Origin of the sequence: Aquidulcibacter sp. (assembly GCF_020253525.1) — a bacterium.
GTDB lineage: Bacteria > Pseudomonadota > Alphaproteobacteria > Caulobacterales > Aquidulcibacteraceae > Aquidulcibacter.
Window position 1 is genome coordinate 1 of the sequence record NZ_JADCBK010000052.1, and the last position, 21,105, is coordinate 21,105.

Sequence of the window (21,105 nt, forward strand, 5' to 3'; positions counted from 1 at the left end):
CCGACGACTTTGCTGGCCCAAGTCGATTCCTCGGTCGGCGGCAAAACGGCCATTAATGCCAGTGCCGGTAAGAATCTCATCGGCGTTTTCTGGCAGCCGCGTTATGTTCTGGCGGATCTATCCACGCTGGCGACTTTGCCTGCGCGCGATTTGCGGGCAGGTTGGGCCGAGATTTTGAAGATCGGCCTACTTGGCGACCGGGCTTTCTTTGACTGGTGCCTGGCCCATGCACCCACGGCGCTGGCTGGCACGGTTGAGCATTTGGCCTATGCCATTGGTCAGTCCGTTCGGGCCAAAGCCCGCATTGTGGCTGAAGATGAACGCGAAGCTGGCGTGCGCGCACTGTTGAACCTGGGCCACACTTTTGGCCATGCGTTTGAAGCCATCGTTGGTTTTGATGAAAGCGTGCTGCGCCATGGCGAAGCGGTGGCCTGTGGCATGGCGATGGCATTCCGCTTTTCCCACGCCCAAGGGCTTTGCCCACATCAAGATGTCCTGTTGGCAGAGCAGGCTTTGCAAGCCGCAGGCCTTGCCCATCTGCCTAAACTCTTGCCCGGCGGGCCTTGGCATCCAGACGCTTTGTTTGAAGCCATGAGCCACGACAAGAAAAATGAGAATGGGGCCCTGACCCTGATTTTGACGCGCGGCATCGGCGCGGCCTTTGTGCAAAAGGGCGTTGATGCAGAAGCCGTCCGAGCCTTTTTGAAAGAGGATGTTCAACGATGACGATTGACCCCACGGTCATCGTAACAGCGATTTCGGTCGCTGTTCTTATTGCGATGTCTGCTTTTTACTCTGCGGCTGAGACGTCGATTACGTCCTCCTCGCGCGCACGTATGTTCCAGCTTGAAAAGGACGGTGACCGGGCGGCAGCGCGCGTCAATCGCCTGATCCAAAATCCAGACCGGCTAATTGGCTCGCTGCTTTTGGGCAATAACTTTTTGAACACCTTGGCCGGTGCGCTGACAACCGCGCTTTTGGTGCAATTGTTTGGCCAAGCACCCACCACAATTGCCATCGCGACGGCTCTTGTGACGGCGATTGTTTTGATCTTTGCCGAAGTGATGCCGAAAACCTTTGCTTTCTCTTACCCAGAGACGACGGCGCGCTGGGTGTCCTTGCCCGTGCAATGGTCGGTTACCCTTCTCAGCCCGATTGTGACCGCCGTGCGCTGGATTGTGCGGGCCACCTTGCAGATATTTGGCGTCAAGTTGGATCGAGTCACCGATGAAGATGCGACGATGGAAGAAATTCGCGGCGCGATTGAGCTTGGCAAGCATGAAGGCAGCGTTGAAAAATCCGACCGCGACCGGGTTGCCGGGGTTCTCGACCTTGAAGAGCTCGATGTTTCCGACGTGATGATCCACCGCAAGAATATGAAAACGATTGATGTGGAATTGCCGTCGCGCGAAATCGTCATGCAAGTGCTGCAGACTCAGCATTCGCGCTTACCCCTCTATGAGGGCGATCAGGAAAACATTGTCGGCATTCTCCACGCAAAAGACTTGTTGCAAGCCATTGCGGATGCCCAAGGCGATTTGGACGCGATCGACCTGAAGGCCATCATTCGCCAGCCCTGGTTTGTGCCCGACACCACCACTTTGAAAGAGCAATTGGAAGAATTCTTGAAGCGCCGCAGCCATGTCGCCTGTGTGGTCGATGAATATGGGGCGCTGCAAGGCCTTGTGACCTTGGAAGACATTTTAGAAGAAATCGTCGGCGACATTGTGGACGAGCATGACATCGCCATTCAAGGCGTAAGGCCGCAACCCGATGGCTCGGTCAATGTCGATGGGGCCGTACCCATTCGCGACCTCAATCGCGCCATGGACTGGGATTTGCCCGACGAAGAAGCGGTGACCATTGCAGGCCTTGTGATCCATGAGGCCCAAGCCATTCCAGACCCCGGCCAACGTTTTGCCTTCCACGGCTATCGCTTCCAAATCCTCCGCAAGCATCGCAACCAGATTCTGGCCATTCGTATCACACCGGAAGTGGCCAGCGATAAGGATGAGGCCGGGCGAAAATAGCGCAAACAAAAAGGCCGTAAGCTTGCGCTTACGGCCTTTCGATGTGACTTTGGAAGTCGTTCTTAGAAGGTACGCTTCAACTGAACAACGCCCTTACCTTCGTAGAGGTTGTTATTGTCAACGTCGGTGTCGGTGTAGAACACGTCGACAGCCCAGCCGCCTTCCGTGGCAGCTGTCAGACCGACTTTCCAGTTGGTGTAGTCTGGCAGAACCAAGTTGGTTTCTGCGTTCAAGCTACCGACCGAAGCGCTAGCCGACAAAGCGAAGGGGCCGATTTTTGCGCCCGGGATTGGGGCAGAAACAGCGGCTTCATAATACCAGTAGGAAGGGCCATCTTTGCCATATTCTGGCGAATAGAACACCGAACCCGTCAGCGCGACGCCCGACTCGGTTGCAACCGTGCCAGCGAACTTGCCTTCATAGATCAAAAGATTGCTCTCTTGTGGGTAGGTATAGGCCAGAACGCCGATATCCAAGGTGACAGGGCCGACTTGTGGCTTGTAGCCAGCATAGAGGTCGACTTCCAAATTGGCCTTGGTGCCGAAATCGACGTTCGACAACCAGGTGCCGACATAGAAGGAACCAGCCGACACATCCACGCCGCCGAAAACCTGGCCCGTGTCGTCAGCATTTTGGTTCACGCCGCGGAATTGGTAGCTAGAAGCAACACCGACGTTCACGGAGGTGGTGGTTTCTTGAGCGGAAGCGACGGCGGGAGCGCCGCATACCAAGGCTGTAGCCAAAAGGAGTGCTTTGAGTTTCATTTTAGTCCCCTATGGAAGCCGCGAAAGGTGCGACCCCTTGTAATTTACATTCGCCTTTTTGGCGAAGTTTGAACTTCGCCGCTATGACATCAGCGCAACACCTCGTTTGCAATCGCACTGAACGTCAGGCGGACGCGATGAACCGCGCCATGCTGCTTCTTTAATCATAAAACATCAAAAAATGACTAATAAGCGGGCTTGCGCTTATGTCGGTGCACGGATGCTTGCCCCAAGATGGAGTCCTGCATCCACAAGCAGGGTCTCGCCCGTGATGTGGCGGGACGCGGTGGAACAGAAGAAGGCGACCGTGTCGGCGATATCATCGGGACCCGAAGCAACTTGCAGAGGGACTTGTTTCTTTACGTTTTCTCGGATTTTTGCCGTGGTATCTTCGCCGAAAGCATCGGTAAACCAGCGTGTATCAATAAAGCCCGGGCAGACCGCATTGACCCGAATCGCCGGTGCCAAAGCGCGGGCCAACGACTTGGTCATGGTGTTGAGGGCCCCCTTGGTGGCGGCATAGGCAACCGAGGATCCAATGCCGATGACCCCGGCAATCGACGAAATCATCACAACAGAACTTGCCGATTGGCTCTTATGATAGGCTGCGATCAATAAGGGCTTTGCCGCGCGCACCATCATGAACGGGCCGACCGTATTGACTTGATAGAGGTGGAGGAAATCGTCCGCCGCCAGTGCGTCCATATCGGCGTGATTGGGGGCGTGCTTTGTGGTTCCCGCATTATTGACCAAAATATCGACTTGGCCCCAATCCTCAGCAGCTGCTGCGATTTTACGGCAATCCTCATCTAAGGCGACATTGCCTTGCACAACGCGCACTTCCTTTGCCCCGGCTTTCAGACAGGCCTGGGCGGTTGCTTCGCATTCTGCTTGGCTTTTGGAATAATTCAGAATGATCCTGGCACCAGACTCCGAAAGCTTCAAAGCCGTTGACGCGCCAAGCCCGGTGGCAGAACCCGTGATGATTGCGACCTTGTTTTCAAAATTGGCCATGATCTAGAAATCCTTTGCTTCGGCCAAGGCCGCCCGATATTCGGCCTCTAGCCGGTCGATAAGGTCCTTGACTGGGATTGTCTCGTGAATGGCCCCCACACCCTGACCCGCCGACCAAATGGTGGACCAAGCTTTTCCGGCATTGAGTTCTTCGCCCATATCGACATGGGTCTTGGGCTCCATGGTGACAGGGTCTAGGCCATTTTGGAGCAAAGAGGGGATCAGGAAATTGGCCGGAATGCCGCTGATCTTCGGCGTATAGACAATATCGGCAGCCTCGCTGTCCGCAATCATCTGCTTATAGTCATCCTGGCCTCGGCTCTCGTTAGTCGCGATAAAGCGCGTGCCCATATAGGCCAAGTCTGCGCCCAGCATGCGGGCGGTAGCAACGTGCCGCCCGGTCGACATCGCACCCGACAGGGCGATGCACGTATCGGGAAAGGCTTGGCGCAATTCGGTGACCAGCGCGAAGGGTGACAAGGTGCCTGCATGGCCACCCGCACCCGCACAAACCGGGATCAGGCCATCAACACCTGCCTCCATCGCTTTTTCGGCATGCTTCATATTGGTGACGTCATGGAAGACCAGACCGCCGCCATCATGAATGGCTTGCACCACATCTTTGACCGCCCCAAGCGAGGTAATTGCTAGGGGGATTTTCTTGTCGCTGGAAATTTTGACGTCTGCCGCCAAGCGCGGATTGGTCTTGTGCACAATCAAGTTCACGCCAAATGGGCCATCTTGCGGGGTCAATGCAGCTTGGATGAGATCAAGCCATTCCCCATAGCCTTCGCTGGTCCTCTGATTGAGGGCGGGAAAGGTCCCCAGAATACCTGCTTTGCAGGACGCTATGACCAGTTCTGGCCCTGAGACCAGAAACATGGGTGCGGCCACAATCGGCAGCCGCAAGCGCCCCTGAAGTGAAAGTGGTAAGGCCATAGGCGATGCTCCCCTGATTGTTTTTGCTTGGGGAAAGTCTTGGCCAAGCCTTAGGGGAAGGTCAAGCCTGAATCCAAATTAGGTCTAGCTCGCGCTTTAGCGCCCAGACTTGCGGGCTTGGGCCGCTTTGTCTTCGGCCTCTGTCGGAATAAAGCCTTTGCCATTTTGGGCGCGGTCAAGCTTGTCCAATTCTTTCAACATATCCGCACTGGTGGCGGTTTCGATGAAACGATTGGCCATGTCGGTTAACTGGCCAACGGGCAAAACAGCCTTCACATTGAGCTTGATCGGCACCCCGGATAGGACTTGCGGATTGGCCCCGATCAAGACCACGCCCAAGGTCAAATCCCCAGTGATACGGCCATCGACCGTGATTCTATCGATCTCATACTCAATGCCGGTCAAGGCTTGGGCGGCGATTTCGGCTTGGCTTGGTGGCCGAGGCGCAAACCATCTTTGATACCAAGGCAGCTTTTTCACTGGGGCCTTTGGGTCAGACCCCGGAATGGGCCCCGTGTAGCGAATTTTTCCGCCACCGTCGCGCGCCTGCAGCTTACCCCCCACAATCTCCACACTGCCATTGCGCACCTCAATCGGGAAGACGCCAGAGACTTTCCCGTCGATCTGCAAGTTTGGGATTTTCGTGAGGCCTAAGAATTTCGCGAGGTCGACATCTTCGACATCGACCGCAAAGGATTGATCCCCGTCGCGGAAGGTCCAGCTTGCGGGGCGAACGGATAATGTGCCGTCGGCAAACGGCCAACTTGCATCTTTGAGTTCAAGCGTATTGTCACCGGGCAAGGCAAAGACGACATTGACGTCTTGGATCGGCAAGCCCGGATCAAATTGGGCGACCGTAAAGCCTTGCTCTCCGGCAGAGCGGACTTTCAACAAATCATCGAGCGAAAAGTCGCCCGTCAAATTGGTGACCGGACCTAGCATGGTCAGGAAGTCGAGATTAGCGGTCGAAAGCTTGGCGTCTGAAACGGTCGCCTGATTGGGCCCCCAAGCCATGGAGGCTGAACCCGAGACATCGCCCACTACATCCAAAATCACCCCTTGTAGGGCTGGAACAATATCATCCGCATCGAGCGGCCGGACATTCTCTTGCGTGACACCGGCCGCATTCTTGGGCAATTGGCCAAAGGAAATCGACTCTGACAAGGCATCGAGGCGGCCAAGACCTGTCTCGGCATTATGGTTCAAAATGGCGCGTGCAAGAAAAGCGTTCGAGGCCGCCAAGCTGATGTCGCTTTGAATGTCGATTTGGCTGCCATTGATGGTGCCTTCGCCCGTGAGAGACAGCATGCCAAAGCGGGCAGGGCGCTCAACGAGCTCGCCATTGGCATCGGGCGTCGGGAAATAGGTCGGCGCATCGCGCACCAAAAGATTCTCAAACGCAAGACTGCCGACAAGCCCTGCACGTCGTGCCTGGAGGTCGGCGGTTGCGATGCCAGAAATCTGCACGGGCAGGCCCTTGGCCCGCAAGCCGGCCAACTGGCCGCGCAAGGTCATGCCGCCGGGGTCAGGGGTCAGTCGCAACGAGGAATCTTGTGCGTTGAGTTCTGCAAAGCCGCCATCTGGCAATTTGAATGTGTAGCCAAGCTCTTTCGAGGTCAGGTCCAGTAACCAACCACCAGTCGCCGACGGGCGGAAATCCCCGCGGACGGCGCCTAAACGCAGAGAGCGGCCATCTTCTAAGGCCCCTAAGCGCAATTCTAACGGCTCAAACCGGGCATCGGCATAGATAATGGGGTCTCCCCCCATCAAGCTGGCAAATCGACCAAAGCGGTCCGGGCAGAAGCTGGACCTGACTGGCCCGACGCTCGCATCGCCGGGAAAACGACCCTGTTGGGCCGTCACGGCCAAACAGCTATCGCCCTGCAGAAGGATGGCCGAACCAACTTCGCTTGGAATGGCTTGCAGTGGCCCGCTCACCCGCAAGCCTTCAACATAGGTATCGCCGGAGGTCAGCGAGCTTGCAGTCGCATTCAGATTAGTTGTGGCTTGCCACATGGAGGCCTGACCGGGGGCGGAGCGAAAACGGATTGGCAAGTCGGCGCGCAACCCATCAACATGGCTGTCATCATAAGCCAAGGTTTCTGCATCCATCGTCAGGGTGCCGCTGGCTTCCACCGCTTGCATAGTCCCGCGCGCAGAAATTGGCAGGGTGAACCGACCTGTTCGCACGCCAAAGCTTTGGGAGGAGAGGCTGTCCACCGCGCCTGTGATGGTTAGGTTGGCGTCCCAACTACCCAAGTGGCTGAGGTTGAGCGCCTCTACTTGATTTGGGCTCGAAGGTAGCGCGACAAGCCCCCCCAGCCGGGCGCGGCCTTTCAGCCGTCCCGATAAATCGAGCACATTGAGATCGGGTGATCGGAACCCCGCTGCCCCAATTTGACCGTCGAGGTCCACCGTCCAGATTGACTGGTTACGAACGGCCTTAGCATCTAAACTCAACCGCCCCTGCCGTGCCCCTGGGCCATTCTTGCCAAATCCCTCAATCGGGCCTGCCACCGAAACCGACAAGATTTGACCATTGCCGCGAATTTGCCCGGTCAATTTCGCGCGCCCTGCGCCAAGACCCAATCCGGCGGTACCGGCTTTGGCTGCCACCTCGATTGTGCCCCGACCCGACCCCACCGGAACGTCACCACGCTTTGCAGCCAAGGACAGATCGCCTACTTGGCCAGACAGCAAAACGCCAGACCAAGCACCAGGCATGGGCACATTCTTCAGGGCTAGGTTTCGCGCAGCCAGCGACCAGCCGGCGGGGTTCCAACTAAAGTCTTCCAGTCGGCCTTGGCCAGTGCCTGCATTGGGGGCAGAAATCGCAAAATCGCCAGAGCCGATGGCTTCAAAGCCTTCTGCATTTGGCTTGGTCAAATCCAATCGGAACAAGGGCGGACGTTTTGCGTCGGGCGTGAAGCGCAGTTTCGGGCCTGAGCGCAGCGCCAGTTCAATGGGATCACTGACCCGCACTTCGGCTTGCTTGGGCCCATAGGCAAAGCCAAACCCAGCCTTGCCTGACACGGGATCGGCAACCTTTTGAGCCTCTTGCACGAGATTGGCCCAGGTCAACAGAGTCTGGCCTTCCCACGTCGCCTCGGGGGCTTGTTTGAGGTCTTTCAAGACGGTCTGAACAAAGCCCGAGACCTCCGCCTTGCTGGCGCTCCAGCCGAGGGCAGGACTAGTCTGAGGGCTTGCCACGCTGCCTTTGATATCCAGACGGGTTAAGCCGGTCTGGGTGCGGGCTGTCGAGAAGTCCAAAGCAAGATTTTGAAACTGGCCTTGCGAAGCTTGCACGGATTTGGCTTCGATCCGGCCAATCAAAGTGCCAAAGCCCGTCTCGAACCAAGATTTCTGACCTGAGACCTGATGCTGCCACTGCCCGGTGCCACCTGTAAGGGTCAGAGATTGCGCGCTTAGTTGTGGGAGGCGGGCTTTTTGCGCCGTCAACGCGACTGTGCGTGTTTCAACCCGCGTACCGCCTTTGCCATCAAGAACGACGAGCGCTTGAGCAAGCCCAGCCAAACGGTCGAGTTGGAAATCCCCGATGCGATAGCTCTGCCCTTCGGGCCGCAACGCTAGGCCGATTTGGGTTGGGCCTTTTTGCCCATCGGCCCCTTCGGCTATTGGGGCCAAAGCCAATCCAACTGCCAAAGGCCGATCGCGCGACTGCGTCACGACCTCTGTCGGTGGCGTTATCAGTATTTGCGCGCGCCAGCCCGTCAGATCACCCCCTGAAGCTTGGATGCGCGCCGAGCCCTTTCCCATCGTGCTGTCAAAGCTCAACAGGGCATCGCGCAAGATCACATCGGTCAGCCGAACTTGGCTTGGCTTGTCTGACGGGATCAAGAAAGGCTTGAGTGCGCCAAAATCGGGCTCACCCGTCTTTGTCATCCCAATATGGAGTTTGGCACCTTGCGCCTCTAACCGGTCAATCACCAAACGACCGCTTCTGATGTCGAAGTGCCAGCTCAAGCTCGCAACCGGCAAAACAAGGGTTGGGTTTTGCGCCGGGCCTAAGCGGAGATCACGGATCGTGGCCGCATTTACTGATAATTTTGTGAAAGAAATTCCGCCTTCGATTCCGCGCTCACGCAGAAGTGACTGAACCCCCGATTCGGCGAGTTCGGCTCGCCAAATCCAACCAAGACTCGCGGCTGAGGCGAGTCCTAGAAGTCCAAGGCCCCAAAGACGCGAAGTTCCCCTCAGATAAGTTTTACGACTCAAATGGTTAACTTTGTTAACACTTGGGGTCTCGGTCTCAGAATTGAGGTCATCATGAGGCGGGACTCGGTCATTCATACAAGCTCTATACCTTGCTCTGGCCGGTTTCTCGACCCCCCACTTATAGGCGCTCGAACCTGTACCAAACTGCGATCAAAAGTGACCAAAAAGAGGCAAATGCAGGGGTGAAATTGGACTCCGACTGAGGCAAGGGGTTGCCCTGTGCTGAAACTTGTGTATTTCAGGCAACACAATGAGAAAAAAAACTGCCAAAGTATGGTTAAACGGGGCGGGATTTACACCCGAACTTAATCTGTGAAGGGTACAGTTCGTACTCGTAACGGCTAAAGGGGTTAGCTTTTGAGACACACGACCAAACGTCGCGCTGCCTTCAATCTCGCAGTCAAGCTTAGCTTGGGATGTGCGATCGGCTTTATCGCCTCAGCTGGAACTATTCACACCGCGATCGCGCAAAATGCCAATCTTGAGCATATGGCCTTTGCCGCTGGTACCGGACAATCAGATCGTCAAACCATTTCGATTCGCGCTGGCGAAACCCTCGAACAAGCTTTGATCCGCGCCGGTGCGATGCGCGATGATGTCGCAAGCGCTGTTCGTTCGCTGGCTCGCAGCCTTGATCCGCGCGATGTGCGTCGCGACGACAAGGTGACCGTGTTTATGCAGCCTGGTGCCGGTGGCAATCGCTTGGCTGGGTTCAATCTCGCCAGCGGGGCAGAGCGCTCGGTAACCGTTACGCGCGGTATCGACAATGTATTCCGCGCCCGTGAGATGACCACCAACATGCAGCGCAAGACCCTGCGCATTGCCGGTGTTATTGGTCAAAACGGCTTGGTGAATGCGGTGCGCGAATTGGGTGCACCAGACCGCGCCGCTGATTCCATCGCACAAGCCTTTGCTTATGACGTCGACTTCGAACGCGAAGTGGGCCCAGGCACTGAGTTTGAACTGATGTATGACCGCGTGTCTGACTTGCGCGGTCAAGTCGTCCGCGAAGGCGAACCTGTGTTTGCCCGCATGACCACTGCCGGTGGTCGCACCATCCAGTTGTATCGTTTTCAGCCTCCAGGCTCTGCATCGTCGGACTGGTATGATGCTGCAGGCCGGTCTGCCCGAAAGTTCTTGATGCGGACGCCGATTAACGGTGCACGCTTGACTTCTGGGTTTGGTAGCCGTGTTCACCCTGTGTTGGGCTATACCAAAATGCATGAAGGCATCGACTTCGGTGCACCAATCGGTACCCCGATCTTGGCCGCAGGCGATGGCGTGGTGACCCGTGCGAGCGCGATGGGCGGCTATGGAAATGTCGTGGATATTCAACACGATGCAACCTGGTCTACCCGTTATGGCCATATTTCACGCTTTGCCCCCGGCTTGCGTCCGGGTGACCGGGTGAAGCAGGGCGATGTGATTGCGTTTGTGGGCAATACCGGTCGTTCGACTGGCCCGCATTTGCATTATGAAGTTCGCCGCAACGGCCAAGCGATCAACCCTCTTGGCGTTGGCGTGCCAACCGGTCAGGCTTTGCCGCCCGAGCAAATGGCCCGCTTTAATGCTTTCCGTGCCCGGATCGACGCGATGCGCCGGGAAGCCATTGGATCGACATCGATCGCACAAGCTGGCTCGGGCACTACCCGTATCACAAACTAAAAATCTCCGTGTTAAGCACTTCAAGCACGCCCCGGGTCATCCCGGGGCGTTTCTTTTGCTGCAACATGAAAGCTGTGCATCGTGAAGTTCATGGGGGGTTCACATGGGAATAGTCATGCTATGACTGTCTTACGGGATAGGCCCGTGCTGATAAGGATGGCCCCATGCGTCACAGTCTTCTTGCGATAAGCGCCGTAGGGTTAGTTGGTGTTGCTGGCTGCACGCCCACAATTCGCCTGCAGGTGCCCGACAAGCCAATCGAGATCAATCTGAATATCAATATGAAGATTGAGCAGACGGTGCGGGTTAAGTTGGAGCGTGAGCTCGATAAGGCAGCACAAGCCAATCCTGGCATTTTCTAATCCCCTGACACAGGCGCGCCGCAGGACAGGTAGCGCTTTCGGAGAGTGATGGACATGAAACGCACGATTCTCATAGGCTTAATGGTAGCAGGCGCGCTGATCGCGACTTCTGCCATGGCGATCGACAATAATGGCCCAGTTGATAAGGCCATGGCTGCTGGCATCATTGGCGAGCAGGCTGACGGCTATCTCGGCTTTGTGCGCCCCCCGACTGCCGCCCAAGCAGACCTGCAGCGCCGGATCAATGAGATCAATATTCGCCGCCGCGGCGTGTTTAACGACACGGCCAAAGAGACGGGTGAGACCGAAGATCGAGTTGCTCTGTTGTCGGCCTTACGTCAGATTACCAAGACGCCAAATGGCGAGTATTTTCAGGACATCACCAAGACTTGGTGCGTGAAGACACCCGAATCCCAGGTCATGCAAACCGCCGATGATGTCGTCGTCATCCGTTGTGCTCCTGCTCCCAAGGCAAACTAAAGCCTTGGCCGGCGACCTGACCCCTCAAGCACCCAAGGCCTCCCAGCGTTTGTCTGGGGGGGCTTGGTTGATTATTGTCTTTTTGGGTCTCTTGATGATTGCCAGTTTGGCGGGCTTTGTATCGATCTTCTTGATCGGTCGCTTCCCTGTTATCTCCATGCATGGCTGGATCGCTATGGGCTTGGGGACCGTCTTGTCGCTGGCTTTGGGTTTTGGCTTGATGTGGTTGAGCTTTTATTCCTCGCGTCACGGCTATGACGATCGGGCCGATCCCGGTCGCAAACGCCCGGGCCAAAATTAGGGGCTGTGAAGGCCCAGATTTGGGCCTTGCGCGGGCACCATAAACTGGGCCAATCTGACTGAATGCGCCGCCCCAGTGAGAAGGCGGCCAGTCAGGGAGTTCCATATGTCAGCCGCCAGCTTTGAGACTATCACGCTCGAGATTGCAGACAAAGTTGCTGTGATCACCCTCAATCGTCCCGAAAAAATGAACGCCTTCACCGGCCAGATGATGCTGGACATGGTGGCAGCTTTCGATCTGACCGATGCCAATGATGATGTGGGTGCCGTCATCGTTACAGGGGCCGGTCGGGCTTTTTGCGCTGGCGCTGACTTATCGGCTGGGGCCAAGACTTTTGACTATGATAATCGCTCAGATCGGCCCGACAAAGCGGGTTTAGATGATTTAGAGCGCATTCGTGATAGCGGCGGGCGCATGACGTTGCGCATGTTTGAGAGCCTTAAGCCGGTCATTGGTGCGATCAATGGGGCCGGTGTCGGAATTGGGGCTACCATGCAATTGCCGATGGATATTCGCATTGCTTCGACCGCGGCCCGTTTTGGTTTTGTTTTTGCCCGACGAGGCATCGTGCCAGAAGCTTGTTCCAGTTGGTTTTTGCCCCGATTGGTTGGCATTTCTCAGGCGTTGGACTGGTGCATGTCTGGTCGCGTCTTTGGTGCGGAAGAAGCTTTAGCGGCTGGATTGGTGAAATCCTTGCATGCGCCAGAAGATCTCTTGCCCGCAGCACATGCAATCGCGCGCGAAATTGTGGATAATACTGCACCGGTTTCTGTGGCCCTAACCCGTCAGATGATGTGGCGCATGTTGGGGGCAGACCATCCCATGCAGGCCCACAAGATTGATAGCCGCGGTGTCTATGCGCGGGGGCAAACCATTGATGCCCGCGAAGGCGTCATGAGCTTCCTTGAAAAGCGGCCGCCGGCCTATGCCAACAAGGTTTCAACCGAAATGCCGGACTTTTTTCCTTGGTGGGACGATGTTCCATTTAAGTGAGTCTCGGCCTTACTTTGAGCATAAGGTGTAAACTGGATTTTAATGTTCCTCGGCCAGTTTAAGACCTAGTGTGAGGACGAAATGGCAGACGGAACCCTATCTGAGTTCGAAATAGACAGATTCGAAATCGAAGAAGGGGGACAAACCAAGACGCGCGCCATGTTGACGCGACGTCTGCAGGACGTGGTTGGTCTGCCTGGTTCACGCATTACCCCACAAGAACGCCATATTGCGGCCGATCTCTTGATAGAGGTCTTGCGCGAAAGCGATATTGGCACTCGCGTGCGCTGTGCGGAACGTATGGCGCTCTTGATAGATACACCTGCAATCCTGTTACGCTTTTTGGCCAAGGACGAGCTCCAAGTAGCCATTCCCTTGCTGGAAGTGTGCGAAGGTTTCAACGACTCAGACCTGATCGCCACAGCGCTTTCGCCTTCTGCAACCACCACGCACCGCTTGATGATTGCGAAGCGCAAAGTGGTGTCTGAGGCGGTGACCGATGTTCTGGTCAATATGGGCGAAGTGGAAGTCATTCAGGCCCTGTTGCGCAATGAAGGCAGCACCTTTGCCCATCCCGCCATGGAGCAGGCCACAGCCCTGTCCAAGCAAGAGCACAGCCTTGTGCCTCTTCTGGTCAAGCGTCCGGAATTGAAGCCCTCTCAGGGCCTGACCATGTTCTGGTGGGCCGATGCGGAAGATCGTCGCCGCATTCTGCAACGCTTTGCGGTTGAGCGCTTGACGCTTCTGGAGGCCGCCCAAGACATTTTTGCTCGCGCTGCGGGTGACGGCTGGCGTGATCCTTTGGTCCGCAAGACACTTCAATTCATCGAGCGACGCCAGCGCAATCGCGATGCAGCCGCCCGCAGCCCCTATGGCAGCCTCGAGGGCGCAATCGAGGCGCTCGACCATCAATTGCCCTCGCGTGAGCTTTTTGTGGAGGTCTCCTTCCTCGCAGGTATCAAGCCCATGTGTGGTGCGCAGATTTTGTCGGACGGCGGTGGCGAATCAATCGCAGTGCTGTGCAAGGCGACGGGCCTAAAACGGAAGCATTTCCGCCAATTATGGCGCGGATTACGCCGTCCAATGGCCGATGATCATGATCTGAGTGATCCGTGGGGCCGCTCGGTGCTCGTCTATGACACAATTTCCACCAATAAAGCACAAACCGTGCTGCGTTATTGGAATTGGGCGCTGACATCTGCAATGTCGCCAACCTTGGCCGCCAAGCTTGAAGAGGGCGATGAGGAGTTACTATATTCGGTCGCTGCCCGCTCTTCAAACCTAGTTTTTGGCAATACCCCCTAAGGTTACCTTAGTTGTCGATACCCGTTGGTATGTGGAATCTGCCATTTTTCCAAATAAAATCAGAAATCGAGTTTTTCCACCCATTGGGGATTTTTAAAGATTACCGAATTGTAATAACACTTTGTTAGGCGTAACCAAATAGTACTTTGAGTATAGAATATTTAATTGAGAACGTTTGCACGACATTTTTTGTAATAGGTAACCATCTGTCGGGTTATCAATTAAATCAATCTTGAACTACCATGGGTATCGTCATATTTTCCGTGGTTTAAGTGCTTGCATTTACATCGGTAAGGTGAAAGAAGTTGGTGGTGGCAGTTTTATCTGCTCCGCAAGAATAAAAAGTGGTTTTGGCCATGAAGTAGTGGCGCGCCTCCTCTCTGCGCTAGCTGCTCGGGCTAAGACTTATGTTAGGTAGGTCTTTAGGGCGGTGTCTCTAATTTCTGGGGAACTAAGTAATGTCGGAAAACACGGATGCCAGTTTGATTGAGATGACGGTTGAAATCGTTGCAGCCTATGTGGCCGGTAATGAGCTTCCCTCGTCTGAATTGCCTGGTTTGATCTCGACGGTCTATGCGTCGTTGAAGAATACCCATGAGGGTGCGCCTGTCGTGGAGTCCAAGGAATTGGTTCCAGCAGTGCCTGCCAAAAAGTCGGTCTTCCCAGACCATATCGTCTGTTTGGAAGATGGTAAGAAGTTCAAGTCGCTGAAGCGCCACTTGCGTTCTTCTTACGATATGTCGCCGGATGAGTATCGCGCCAAATGGGGGCTGCCAGCAGACTATCCAATGGTGGCGCCAAATTATGCTGCGGCACGCTCTGAATTAGCCAAGAAAATTGGCTTGGGACGCGGTCGTCGTTAACTATTAAGAGATCATTTCGCTACCGAAACAAGTATTCGCAGTGAAAAGATGAAAATATTCTCTTGCTATACATAAAGACTCTTGCGCGATTCGGTGCAAATCACTGATACTAATCTCAACAGGGGGTTAATATCGGTGTCAATGTTCCGAGCTCAATTGCTGCTGGAAGAACAGCGTCGTCTTTTCGACGTCTGGAACAGCGCAGCTGGCTGCTCGCCGATGCCGACGCGCGAGAGTTTTCAACCCCGTGCTTTTGGGCCGCTTCTGCCCTTCATCTCGCTCATCGAAACCAAGTCGTTGGAAGGCCCGCGGGTTCGCGTGGCGGGCAGTGCGCTGCGCGACGTCTTTGGTGATGATCCGCGCCTATGTTTGGTCCAATCAGACTTGCCCGGGTCAGCTGAGACGATCCAGCGCGTCGTGCGCGAACGTAAGCCTTCCTGTGGCGTGGCACCCGCCGAAGTCGGTGTTCATGGGCATTCGGTGCGTTTCTGGATGCGCCTGCCATTAGGCCATGATGAAGAAGTGGAGGCCGTGATTGGCCTTGATATCGCCCTTTCTGGGGCCCGCGCGCCCAATTGGGCACTCCAGCGTATGTTGACAGCTTAGATTTTGGCCCCACGGGCAGCCTTGAAATAGGACAAGCCTGTCCAAATCGACATCAACGCGCCTAAAACCAGTATTGCAAACCCGGCAAAGCCTAATTCGGACATGCCGGTAGCAAGCCCGGCCAGCAAAACACCCATCCCGCCCATAATCACCGCTGTTTTGGACTTTGCGGCAAAGGTCGGTGACAGCGAGATCCCTTTCAGACTTGCTTGCGCCCGCAAGCGCGTCACCAAACTGTCCCGGACTGGAATTGCGAGCAAAAAGAACACGCCCGCAGCAACCCCCAAGGGATCGGCTAAAGCGTCTGCTATCAAACTACCATGGGGATTATTCTGCATGATCCACCCGACCCAGAGGGCCAGCAAGGTGATGCCCACCAAAATTTTATCGCCCCAGAGGTCGAGCTTGCCGCCCAACTCGCTCTTGGCATCCAGCGCGCGTGCCAAATAGCCGTCCAACCAATCGGTCAAAGCTGAAAAGACAAAAAGCCCAAACGCCCATTCAAGCTCGCGATTGGCCACACCTTTGGAAAGCCCCACCCAAATCAAATAACCAATCAACGGCGCAAGGGCCAATCTGCTGATCGAGACGGCATTGGGGAGCCACTTCATCCTTAGGTCCTTTGAAAATAAGCCAAAATTCGAGTTGCCAGTTCTTCATTAACCCCTGGCACTTCCATCAATTCGGATAGACTAGCACGCGCAACCCCACGGGCAGAGCCAAAGCGCGCCAGAATGGCCTTCTTTCGCATGGGGCCGACGCCCGCAATCTCGTCCAGCGGATTTTTTGAAATGGCGATAGAGCGTTTCTGACGGTGCGCCCCAATCGCAAAACGGTGGGCTTCATCGCGCAAACGCTGCAGATAATAGAGAACAGGGTCCTTGGGCTCCAAGCGGAAAGGTTGCCGGCCCGGCAGATGAAAGAATTCGCGCCCGGCATCACGGTCCACGCCTTTGGCGATGGAGATCAAAGTGATGTCTTCGTCCAGTCCCAATTCCTTGGCCACTTCCACCACGACTGCCAATTGCTGCTCACCCCCATCGATCAACACAATGTCGGGCCAAGCGGTGTCTTGTTGGCGGTTTTTCCGCCCGCCCTCGTCAATCAGATTGCCCTCCATATCGACACTGGGGGGTAAATCTTCCGGTTCTGGCTGGATCAAGCGAGCAAAGCGGCGGGTGAAGACTTCGCGCATCATGGCAAAATCATCGCCGCCCTTGGCATCTTTGATGGTCCATTTTCGGTACTGGCTTTTCTCAAACCCATCGGGCCCTGCAACAATCATCGCCCCAACGGCATGGCTGCCTTGGATGTGGGAATTGTCATAGACTTCGATCCGTTGCGGGGTAGCTGCAAGGCCGAATACATCGGCGACCCCGTCCAGCAATTTCGTCTGGGTACTGCTCTCGGCCATTTTGCGGGCCAGCGCTTCGCGGGCATTCGATGTGGCATGGGCCACTGTGTCGCGCTTTTCACCGCGTTGGGGACAGCGAATCTCAACTTTCATATCCATCTGCAGGCTTAGGGCCTCCTCCAGAAGCTCTGCCTCTGGCAAAACATGGCTGGTTAGGATCAGGCTTGGCGCGGGCTTGTCGTCGTAGAATTGCGCCATGAAGGCATCGAGGATTTCGGCCTCTGTCGTATCTTTCTCATGTTTTGGGAAATAGGCGCGATTGCCCCAGTTTTGCCCGGCCCTGAAGAAAAAGACCTGGATACAACTCATACCGCCATTTAGGGCCACGCCAAACACATCGGCCTCTTGGAAGCTTTGCGGATTAATGCCCTGAACCGCTCGGATTGAGGCAAGCGCCTTGATGCGGTCGCGTAAGCGGGCGGCGCGCTCAAAGTCCAAGCTCTCGGCGGCTTCATGCATGTCATCAGCCAGCCGCTTTTGCAGGTCGACCGATTTGCCGCGCAAAAAGGCGGTCGCCTCATCAACCAATTCCCCATAATCGGCTTGACTGATCAGACCGACGCACGGGGCAGAGCAGCGCTTGATCTGGTGCAACATGCAGGGCCGCGACCGCCCGTCATAGACGCTATCGGTACACGACCGCAGCAGGAAGGCCTTCTGCAGGGTGGTGAGGCTGGCGTTGACGGCCCAAGCACTGGCGAAGGGCCCGAAATAATCCACGTTTTTGGCGCGTGCGCCGCGATGCTTGGCGATTTGCGGGGCGGCATGATCGCGGCGGATGGAGATATAGGGAAAGGATTTGTCATCCCGCATCAAAATGTTGAAGCGGGGCCGTAGTCGCTTAATCAGATTGGCCTCAAGCAACAGCGCTTCTGTTTCGGTTGCCGTCACCACAAATTCCATTGCCCGCGTCAGATCGATCATGCGGGCGATGCGGTTGGAATGGCCGAGACCTCGGGCATAGGAGGTCACCCGATTTTTCAGGTTTTTGGCCTTGCCAACATACAGGACTTCGCCGTCTGCCCCGATCATCCGATAGACGCCGGGTTTGCCCGGTAAGCGCCGCAAATGATCGCGGATGACCTCAACCCCTTGCAGCACGCCCTTTGCCGGGGTGGCTTCCCCAGGCAGGTCGGCTAGATCGGGTAAAGGGGTTGAATCGGCCTTAGACATGGTCTGACTGAGGTGCACGCGACAGCGCCAGAAGGCAAGGCCCCTTGGCTTTAAGGCTTCGCTTGCGGGGCAGGGGCGGGTGCCGGCGGGGGTGAAGCAGGTGCGGTAAAGGTCACGGGCACGACGCTCATGCCCAATTTGGCCGACGCGGCAACCAATTCCCGACTATAGGAAACATAGATGATCGACTGATTAGGCACATCAACAATCCGGCGCAGCGCAATGCTTTTGAAGAACAGGCTAGAGCCTTTGGAGAAGACTTCCGCATTCTTTGGCAAGGTCGCCAAAGTGGCGGCATCAATCGGGCTTGTTTGATGGCAATCAATGGCGGTGTTGGATGGGTTCTCAAACCAATTACCCTTACCCAGACGGTCCAAGAGGCTGCGGTCAAACGAACCAAAATAGCAGGTGACTTGTGCCAATTGCGGGTCGCGCAGCGCTGTTACCTTGATCTCATTGCCGGTCAAATCATTGGTGAAGCCACCAACTTGATCATCTTTTGCACCACAGCCTGCGGCCAAAAGTGGCAGGCTCAGCGCTAAGGCAAATCCGATGAGGTGATTTCTGCGGCCTAGGTTTAGCATTGTTTGCTCCTGTGATCGTCAAAAGAGACGCCCCTCTTTGTAAGGCCCTATGTGGGGACGCGTGGGGCTCTTGTCATCGGCAGGTGGCCTTGGTTGCTGTGGCTTATGCGCATTTAGGATTATTTGGCTGCAATCAGCCAACGGCTCGCATGATTTGCCCTTGCTTTGCGGCTTCTGTCGTTGAATACCTGCATCAAACGCCCAAAGAGGCGGCACATAATCCCTTCAGGGAGAGGAAACATCCATGCCATTTCCAGCCATGTCGGTTGCCCAAGCTCATGCCATTTTAACCGGCCCCGGTGGCCCGCTCGAAATTGAGACCAAGAATATCCGCGGACAAGATCTGCGCGTTTATAAAGTTGGTCCGCAAAACTTGCGCGACATCTTTGAGATTGGCCGTTCACACGGTGAGCTTGAGTTTTTGATCTATGGGGACGAGCGAATTACCTATCGCGCCCATGCTAATGCAGCTTCGAAACTGGCTCATATTCTGAAAGACACCTATGGCATCCAAAAGGGGGACCGCGTTGCCCTGGTGATGCGTAATCTGCCCGAATGGCCTGTGGTGTTCTGGGCGAGCGTCATTATTGGCGCGATGATTTGCCCCCTGAATGCGTGGTGGACGGCCGATGAGTTGGAATATGGTCTGCGCGACTCAGGCTCTGTGATCGCGATTGTCGATGTAGAGCGCGCCGATCGCATTGCTGAAAAACTGCCCAATATTCCAAACCTAAAGGCGCTGATTGTGGCGCGTGGCGGCGATGATCGCCCAGCAGGTGCGGTTGCTTTGGAAGATCTGATTGGTGAAACAGTTTCGTGGGCAAGCCTGCCAGAGACCTCTCCGCCAAACGTGGCCTTAGACCCAGAAGACCTCTGCACCCTGTTTTATACATCGGGCACAACCGGCGCACCCAAGGGGGCCTATGGCACACACCGCAATGTCATCACCAATTTGATGAATATGATGGTCAATACAGCCCGCCAATTCCTGCGCCGGGGTGAGACCCCACCCGCGCCAGACCCGACCCTGCCCAAAAAGGCAACTTTGCTCGCCATTCCCTTCTTCCACGTCACCGGGTGCCACGCGGTTTTGGTGCCGTCAGTGGCACAGGGGGTGAAGATCGTCATGATGCACCGCTGGGATGCGCTGAAAGGGATTGAGTTGATCGAAAGGGAAAAGATCAACAGTTTTGGCGGCGTGCCAGCAATCGCCTGGCAGGTGATTGAGCACCCACGTTTGAAGGAATTCGATACTTCGACGGTGGAGAGCGTTTCCTATGGTGGGGCACCTTCTTCGGCAGAATTGGTGCGCAAGATCGTCGAAACCTTCCCGAAAGTTTCCCCCGGCCAAGGCTATGGCCTGACCGAAACCTCGGCCGCCGTTACCAATATCGGCTCAGAAGATTATGAGCTGCGGCCCTTATCCTGCGGTCCGGCCCATCCAATCAATGATGTGCGCGTGGTCGATGCCAATGGCAAGGACGTGCCGGTTGGTGAAGTGGGCGAACTGTGGATTCGTGGTCCCAATGTCATTGTCGGCTATTGGAACAAACCCGAAGCCACCGAAGCAGCCTTTGGCGGTGGCTGGTTCAAGTCGGGCGATTTGGTCAAAATGGACGAGGAAGGCTTTATCTTCATCGTTGATCGCGCCAAAGACATGATTATTCGCGGTGGCGAGAATGTCTATTGCTCTGAAATTGAAGACATTCTCTACAAGCATCCTGACATTTCCGATGCCGCGATCATCGGTGTGCCGCACAAAGTGTTGGGCGAAGAGGTGGGGGCGGTCGTCACCGTACCGCCCAGCTCGACGTTGACAGCAGAAGAGTTGAAGCGCTGGGTTGGGGCCTCGCTGGCCAGCTTCAAAGTGCCTGCCCATGTGCGCATCATGCACGAGCCCTTGTTGCGCAATGCCAACGGCAAAATCCTGAAGCGGGAGCTTAAAGCTCTGTTTGAATAGGAGCAGATGATGACAGATCGCGGTCGTGTTTTGGGTTTGGGCGGGGTCTTTATCAAAAGCCCTGACCCGGACCGGTTAAAGGCTTGGTACCGCGATGTGCTTGGCTTTGCGCTTGATGAGTATGGCGTCAATTTCGCGCTGGCGGGCCAAGACGGGTATCAAATCTGGAGTCCTTTCAAGGCGGATACAGCTTATTTTGAGCCTTCCACCCGCGATGTCATGCTCAACTTCCGGGTTGATGATCTCGACGCCCTCATCGTCAAAATACTGGCGGCGGGCGGCGACATGCTGGGCGATGTTCAAGAAGAGCCCTATGGCAAGTTTGCTTGGCTGGTTGATCCCGACGGGACAAAAATCGAATTGTGGCAGCAGACGGGCGACTTTGCGTGACACTTAACCCACGCCAAACAGTTGTT

At 55.7% G+C, this 21,105-nt stretch carries 19 protein-coding genes; 12 read left to right on the forward strand and 7 right to left on the reverse strand.

From position 1 onward, the window contains the following. A partial coding sequence (locus tag IOB61_RS06980) for a 3-dehydroquinate synthase (protein WP_290814190.1) occupies window positions 1-726 on the forward strand: 726 nt, incomplete at its 5' end. Beyond that, window positions 723-2,030, forward strand: coding sequence for an HlyC/CorC family transporter (locus IOB61_RS06985; RefSeq protein ID WP_290814193.1), 1,308 nt, complete (start codon window positions 723-725; stop codon window positions 2,028-2,030). The genes IOB61_RS06980 and IOB61_RS06985, both read left to right, overlap by 4 nt. Before the next feature lie 62 nt (window positions 2,031-2,092). Here IOB61_RS06985 and IOB61_RS06990 read toward each other — a convergent pair whose 3' ends face one another. From IOB61_RS06990 to IOB61_RS07005, 4 genes are all read right to left on the reverse strand, one after another. Further along, a complete protein-coding gene (locus IOB61_RS06990) occupies window positions 2,093-2,794 on the reverse strand; it encodes a TorF family putative porin (protein ID WP_290814196.1) in 702 nt (233 codons plus the stop codon). Between the two features lie 204 nt (window positions 2,795-2,998). Next, on the reverse strand, window positions 2,999-3,808 hold the full coding sequence (locus IOB61_RS06995) for an SDR family NAD(P)-dependent oxidoreductase (RefSeq protein ID WP_290814199.1): 810 nt from the start codon (window positions 3,806-3,808) through the stop codon (window positions 2,999-3,001). A gap of 3 nt (window positions 3,809-3,811) precedes the next feature. Continuing rightward, window positions 3,812-4,747 (reverse strand): nitronate monooxygenase family protein, encoded by a 936-nt coding sequence (locus IOB61_RS07000; protein ID WP_290814202.1) that lies wholly within the window; start codon window positions 4,745-4,747, stop codon window positions 3,812-3,814. A 96-nt stretch (window positions 4,748-4,843) separates the two neighbouring features. Continuing rightward, window positions 4,844-8,983, reverse strand: coding sequence for a YdbH domain-containing protein (locus tag IOB61_RS07005; protein ID WP_290814205.1), 4,140 nt, complete (start codon window positions 8,981-8,983; stop codon window positions 4,844-4,846). Window positions 8,984-9,340: 357 nt separating this feature from the next. Here IOB61_RS07005 and IOB61_RS07010 point away from each other — a divergent pair, with 357 nt between their 5' ends. The 8 genes from IOB61_RS07010 (at window position 9,341) to IOB61_RS07045 (ending at window position 15,558) form a co-directional block, all read left to right on the forward strand. Next, on the forward strand, window positions 9,341-10,648 hold the full coding sequence (locus IOB61_RS07010) for a M23 family metallopeptidase (RefSeq protein ID WP_290814208.1): 1,308 nt from the start codon (window positions 9,341-9,343) through the stop codon (window positions 10,646-10,648). Between the two features lie 164 nt (window positions 10,649-10,812). Beyond that, the gene (locus IOB61_RS07015) at window positions 10,813-11,010 is read left to right on the forward strand and encodes a YnbE family lipoprotein (protein WP_085340867.1); all 198 of its coding nucleotides are present in this window, start codon (window positions 10,813-10,815) and stop codon (window positions 11,008-11,010) included. A 54-nt stretch (window positions 11,011-11,064) separates the two neighbouring features. Further along, window positions 11,065-11,490 (forward strand): YdbL family protein, encoded by a 426-nt coding sequence (locus IOB61_RS07020; RefSeq protein WP_290814213.1) that lies wholly within the window; start codon window positions 11,065-11,067, stop codon window positions 11,488-11,490. 4 nt (window positions 11,491-11,494) lie between these two features. Then, on the forward strand, window positions 11,495-11,791 hold the full coding sequence (locus IOB61_RS07025) for a hypothetical protein (RefSeq protein ID WP_290814216.1): 297 nt from the start codon (window positions 11,495-11,497) through the stop codon (window positions 11,789-11,791). A 105-nt stretch (window positions 11,792-11,896) separates the two neighbouring features. Beyond that, window positions 11,897-12,784, forward strand: coding sequence for a crotonase/enoyl-CoA hydratase family protein (locus tag IOB61_RS07030; protein ID WP_290814218.1), 888 nt, complete (start codon window positions 11,897-11,899; stop codon window positions 12,782-12,784). 81 nt (window positions 12,785-12,865) lie between these two features. Continuing rightward, complete coding sequence (locus IOB61_RS07035) at window positions 12,866-14,089, forward strand: DUF2336 domain-containing protein (protein WP_290814221.1); 1,224 nt, start codon at window positions 12,866-12,868, stop codon at window positions 14,087-14,089. A gap of 458 nt (window positions 14,090-14,547) precedes the next feature. Continuing rightward, on the forward strand, window positions 14,548-14,952 hold the full coding sequence (locus tag IOB61_RS07040; protein WP_085340446.1) for a MucR family transcriptional regulator: 405 nt from the start codon (window positions 14,548-14,550) through the stop codon (window positions 14,950-14,952). A gap of 141 nt (window positions 14,953-15,093) precedes the next feature. Beyond that, window positions 15,094-15,558, forward strand: coding sequence for a PAS domain-containing protein (locus IOB61_RS07045; protein ID WP_290814412.1), 465 nt, complete (start codon window positions 15,094-15,096; stop codon window positions 15,556-15,558). On the opposite strand, the gene IOB61_RS07050 is transcribed toward IOB61_RS07045, so the two are convergent. Genes IOB61_RS07050 through IOB61_RS07060 form a run of 3 tightly spaced genes read right to left on the reverse strand, consistent with a single transcriptional unit; the run spans window position 15,555 to window position 18,729 of the window. After that, complete coding sequence (locus IOB61_RS07050) at window positions 15,555-16,169, reverse strand: CDP-alcohol phosphatidyltransferase family protein (protein ID WP_290814226.1); 615 nt, start codon at window positions 16,167-16,169, stop codon at window positions 15,555-15,557. The two genes, IOB61_RS07045 and IOB61_RS07050, sit on opposite strands and share 4 nt — an antisense overlap. A gap of 2 nt (window positions 16,170-16,171) precedes the next feature. Beyond that, window positions 16,172-18,145, reverse strand: a complete 1,974-nt coding sequence (gene uvrC, locus IOB61_RS07055; RefSeq protein ID WP_290814415.1) for an excinuclease ABC subunit UvrC — start codon at window positions 18,143-18,145, stop codon at window positions 16,172-16,174. A gap of 50 nt (window positions 18,146-18,195) precedes the next feature. Next, a complete protein-coding gene (locus IOB61_RS07060; RefSeq protein ID WP_290814229.1) occupies window positions 18,196-18,729 on the reverse strand; it encodes a CreA family protein in 534 nt (177 codons plus the stop codon). Window positions 18,730-18,973: 244 nt separating this feature from the next. On the opposite strand from IOB61_RS07060, the gene IOB61_RS07065 reads away from it, so the two are divergent. Both IOB61_RS07065 and IOB61_RS07070 read left to right on the forward strand, forming a co-directional pair. Continuing rightward, the gene (locus tag IOB61_RS07065; RefSeq protein WP_290814232.1) at window positions 18,974-20,689 is read left to right on the forward strand and encodes a class I adenylate-forming enzyme family protein; all 1,716 of its coding nucleotides are present in this window, start codon (window positions 18,974-18,976) and stop codon (window positions 20,687-20,689) included. Window positions 20,690-20,698: 9 nt separating this feature from the next. Further along, the gene (locus IOB61_RS07070; protein ID WP_290814235.1) at window positions 20,699-21,079 is read left to right on the forward strand and encodes a VOC family protein; all 381 of its coding nucleotides are present in this window, start codon (window positions 20,699-20,701) and stop codon (window positions 21,077-21,079) included. Window positions 21,080-21,105: the final 26 nt, after the last annotated feature.

Bases quoted from the DNA above. Each gene is read 5' to 3' on its own strand.
- IOB61_RS07070 (WP_290814235.1), top strand. From the start codon at position 20,699: ATGACAGATCGCGGTCGTGTTTTGGGTTTGGGCGGGGTCTTTATCAAA.
- IOB61_RS07035 (WP_290814221.1), top strand. From the start codon at position 12,866: ATGGCAGACGGAACCCTATCTGAGTTCGAAATAGACAGATTCGAAATC.
- IOB61_RS07065 (WP_290814232.1), top strand. From the start codon at position 18,974: ATGCCATTTCCAGCCATGTCGGTTGCCCAAGCTCATGCCATTTTAACC.
- IOB61_RS07050 (WP_290814226.1), bottom strand. From the start codon at position 16,169: ATGAAGTGGCTCCCCAATGCCGTCTCGATCAGCAGATTGGCCCTTGCG.
- IOB61_RS07000 (WP_290814202.1), bottom strand. From the start codon at position 4,747: ATGGCCTTACCACTTTCACTTCAGGGGCGCTTGCGGCTGCCGATTGTG.
- IOB61_RS07040 (WP_085340446.1), top strand. From the start codon at position 14,548: ATGTCGGAAAACACGGATGCCAGTTTGATTGAGATGACGGTTGAAATC.
- IOB61_RS07030 (WP_290814218.1), top strand. From the start codon at position 11,897: ATGTCAGCCGCCAGCTTTGAGACTATCACGCTCGAGATTGCAGACAAA.
- IOB61_RS07045 (WP_290814412.1), top strand. From the start codon at position 15,094: ATGTTCCGAGCTCAATTGCTGCTGGAAGAACAGCGTCGTCTTTTCGAC.
- IOB61_RS07020 (WP_290814213.1), top strand. From the start codon at position 11,065: ATGAAACGCACGATTCTCATAGGCTTAATGGTAGCAGGCGCGCTGATC.
- IOB61_RS07060 (WP_290814229.1), bottom strand. From the start codon at position 18,729: ATGCTAAACCTAGGCCGCAGAAATCACCTCATCGGATTTGCCTTAGCG.
- uvrC (WP_290814415.1), bottom strand. From the start codon at position 18,145: ATGTCTAAGGCCGATTCAACCCCTTTACCCGATCTAGCCGACCTGCCT.
- IOB61_RS06995 (WP_290814199.1), bottom strand. From the start codon at position 3,808: ATGGCCAATTTTGAAAACAAGGTCGCAATCATCACGGGTTCTGCCACC.
- IOB61_RS06990 (WP_290814196.1), bottom strand. From the start codon at position 2,794: ATGAAACTCAAAGCACTCCTTTTGGCTACAGCCTTGGTATGCGGCGCT.
- IOB61_RS07015 (WP_085340867.1), top strand. From the start codon at position 10,813: ATGCGTCACAGTCTTCTTGCGATAAGCGCCGTAGGGTTAGTTGGTGTT.
- IOB61_RS06985 (WP_290814193.1), top strand. From the start codon at position 723: ATGACGATTGACCCCACGGTCATCGTAACAGCGATTTCGGTCGCTGTT.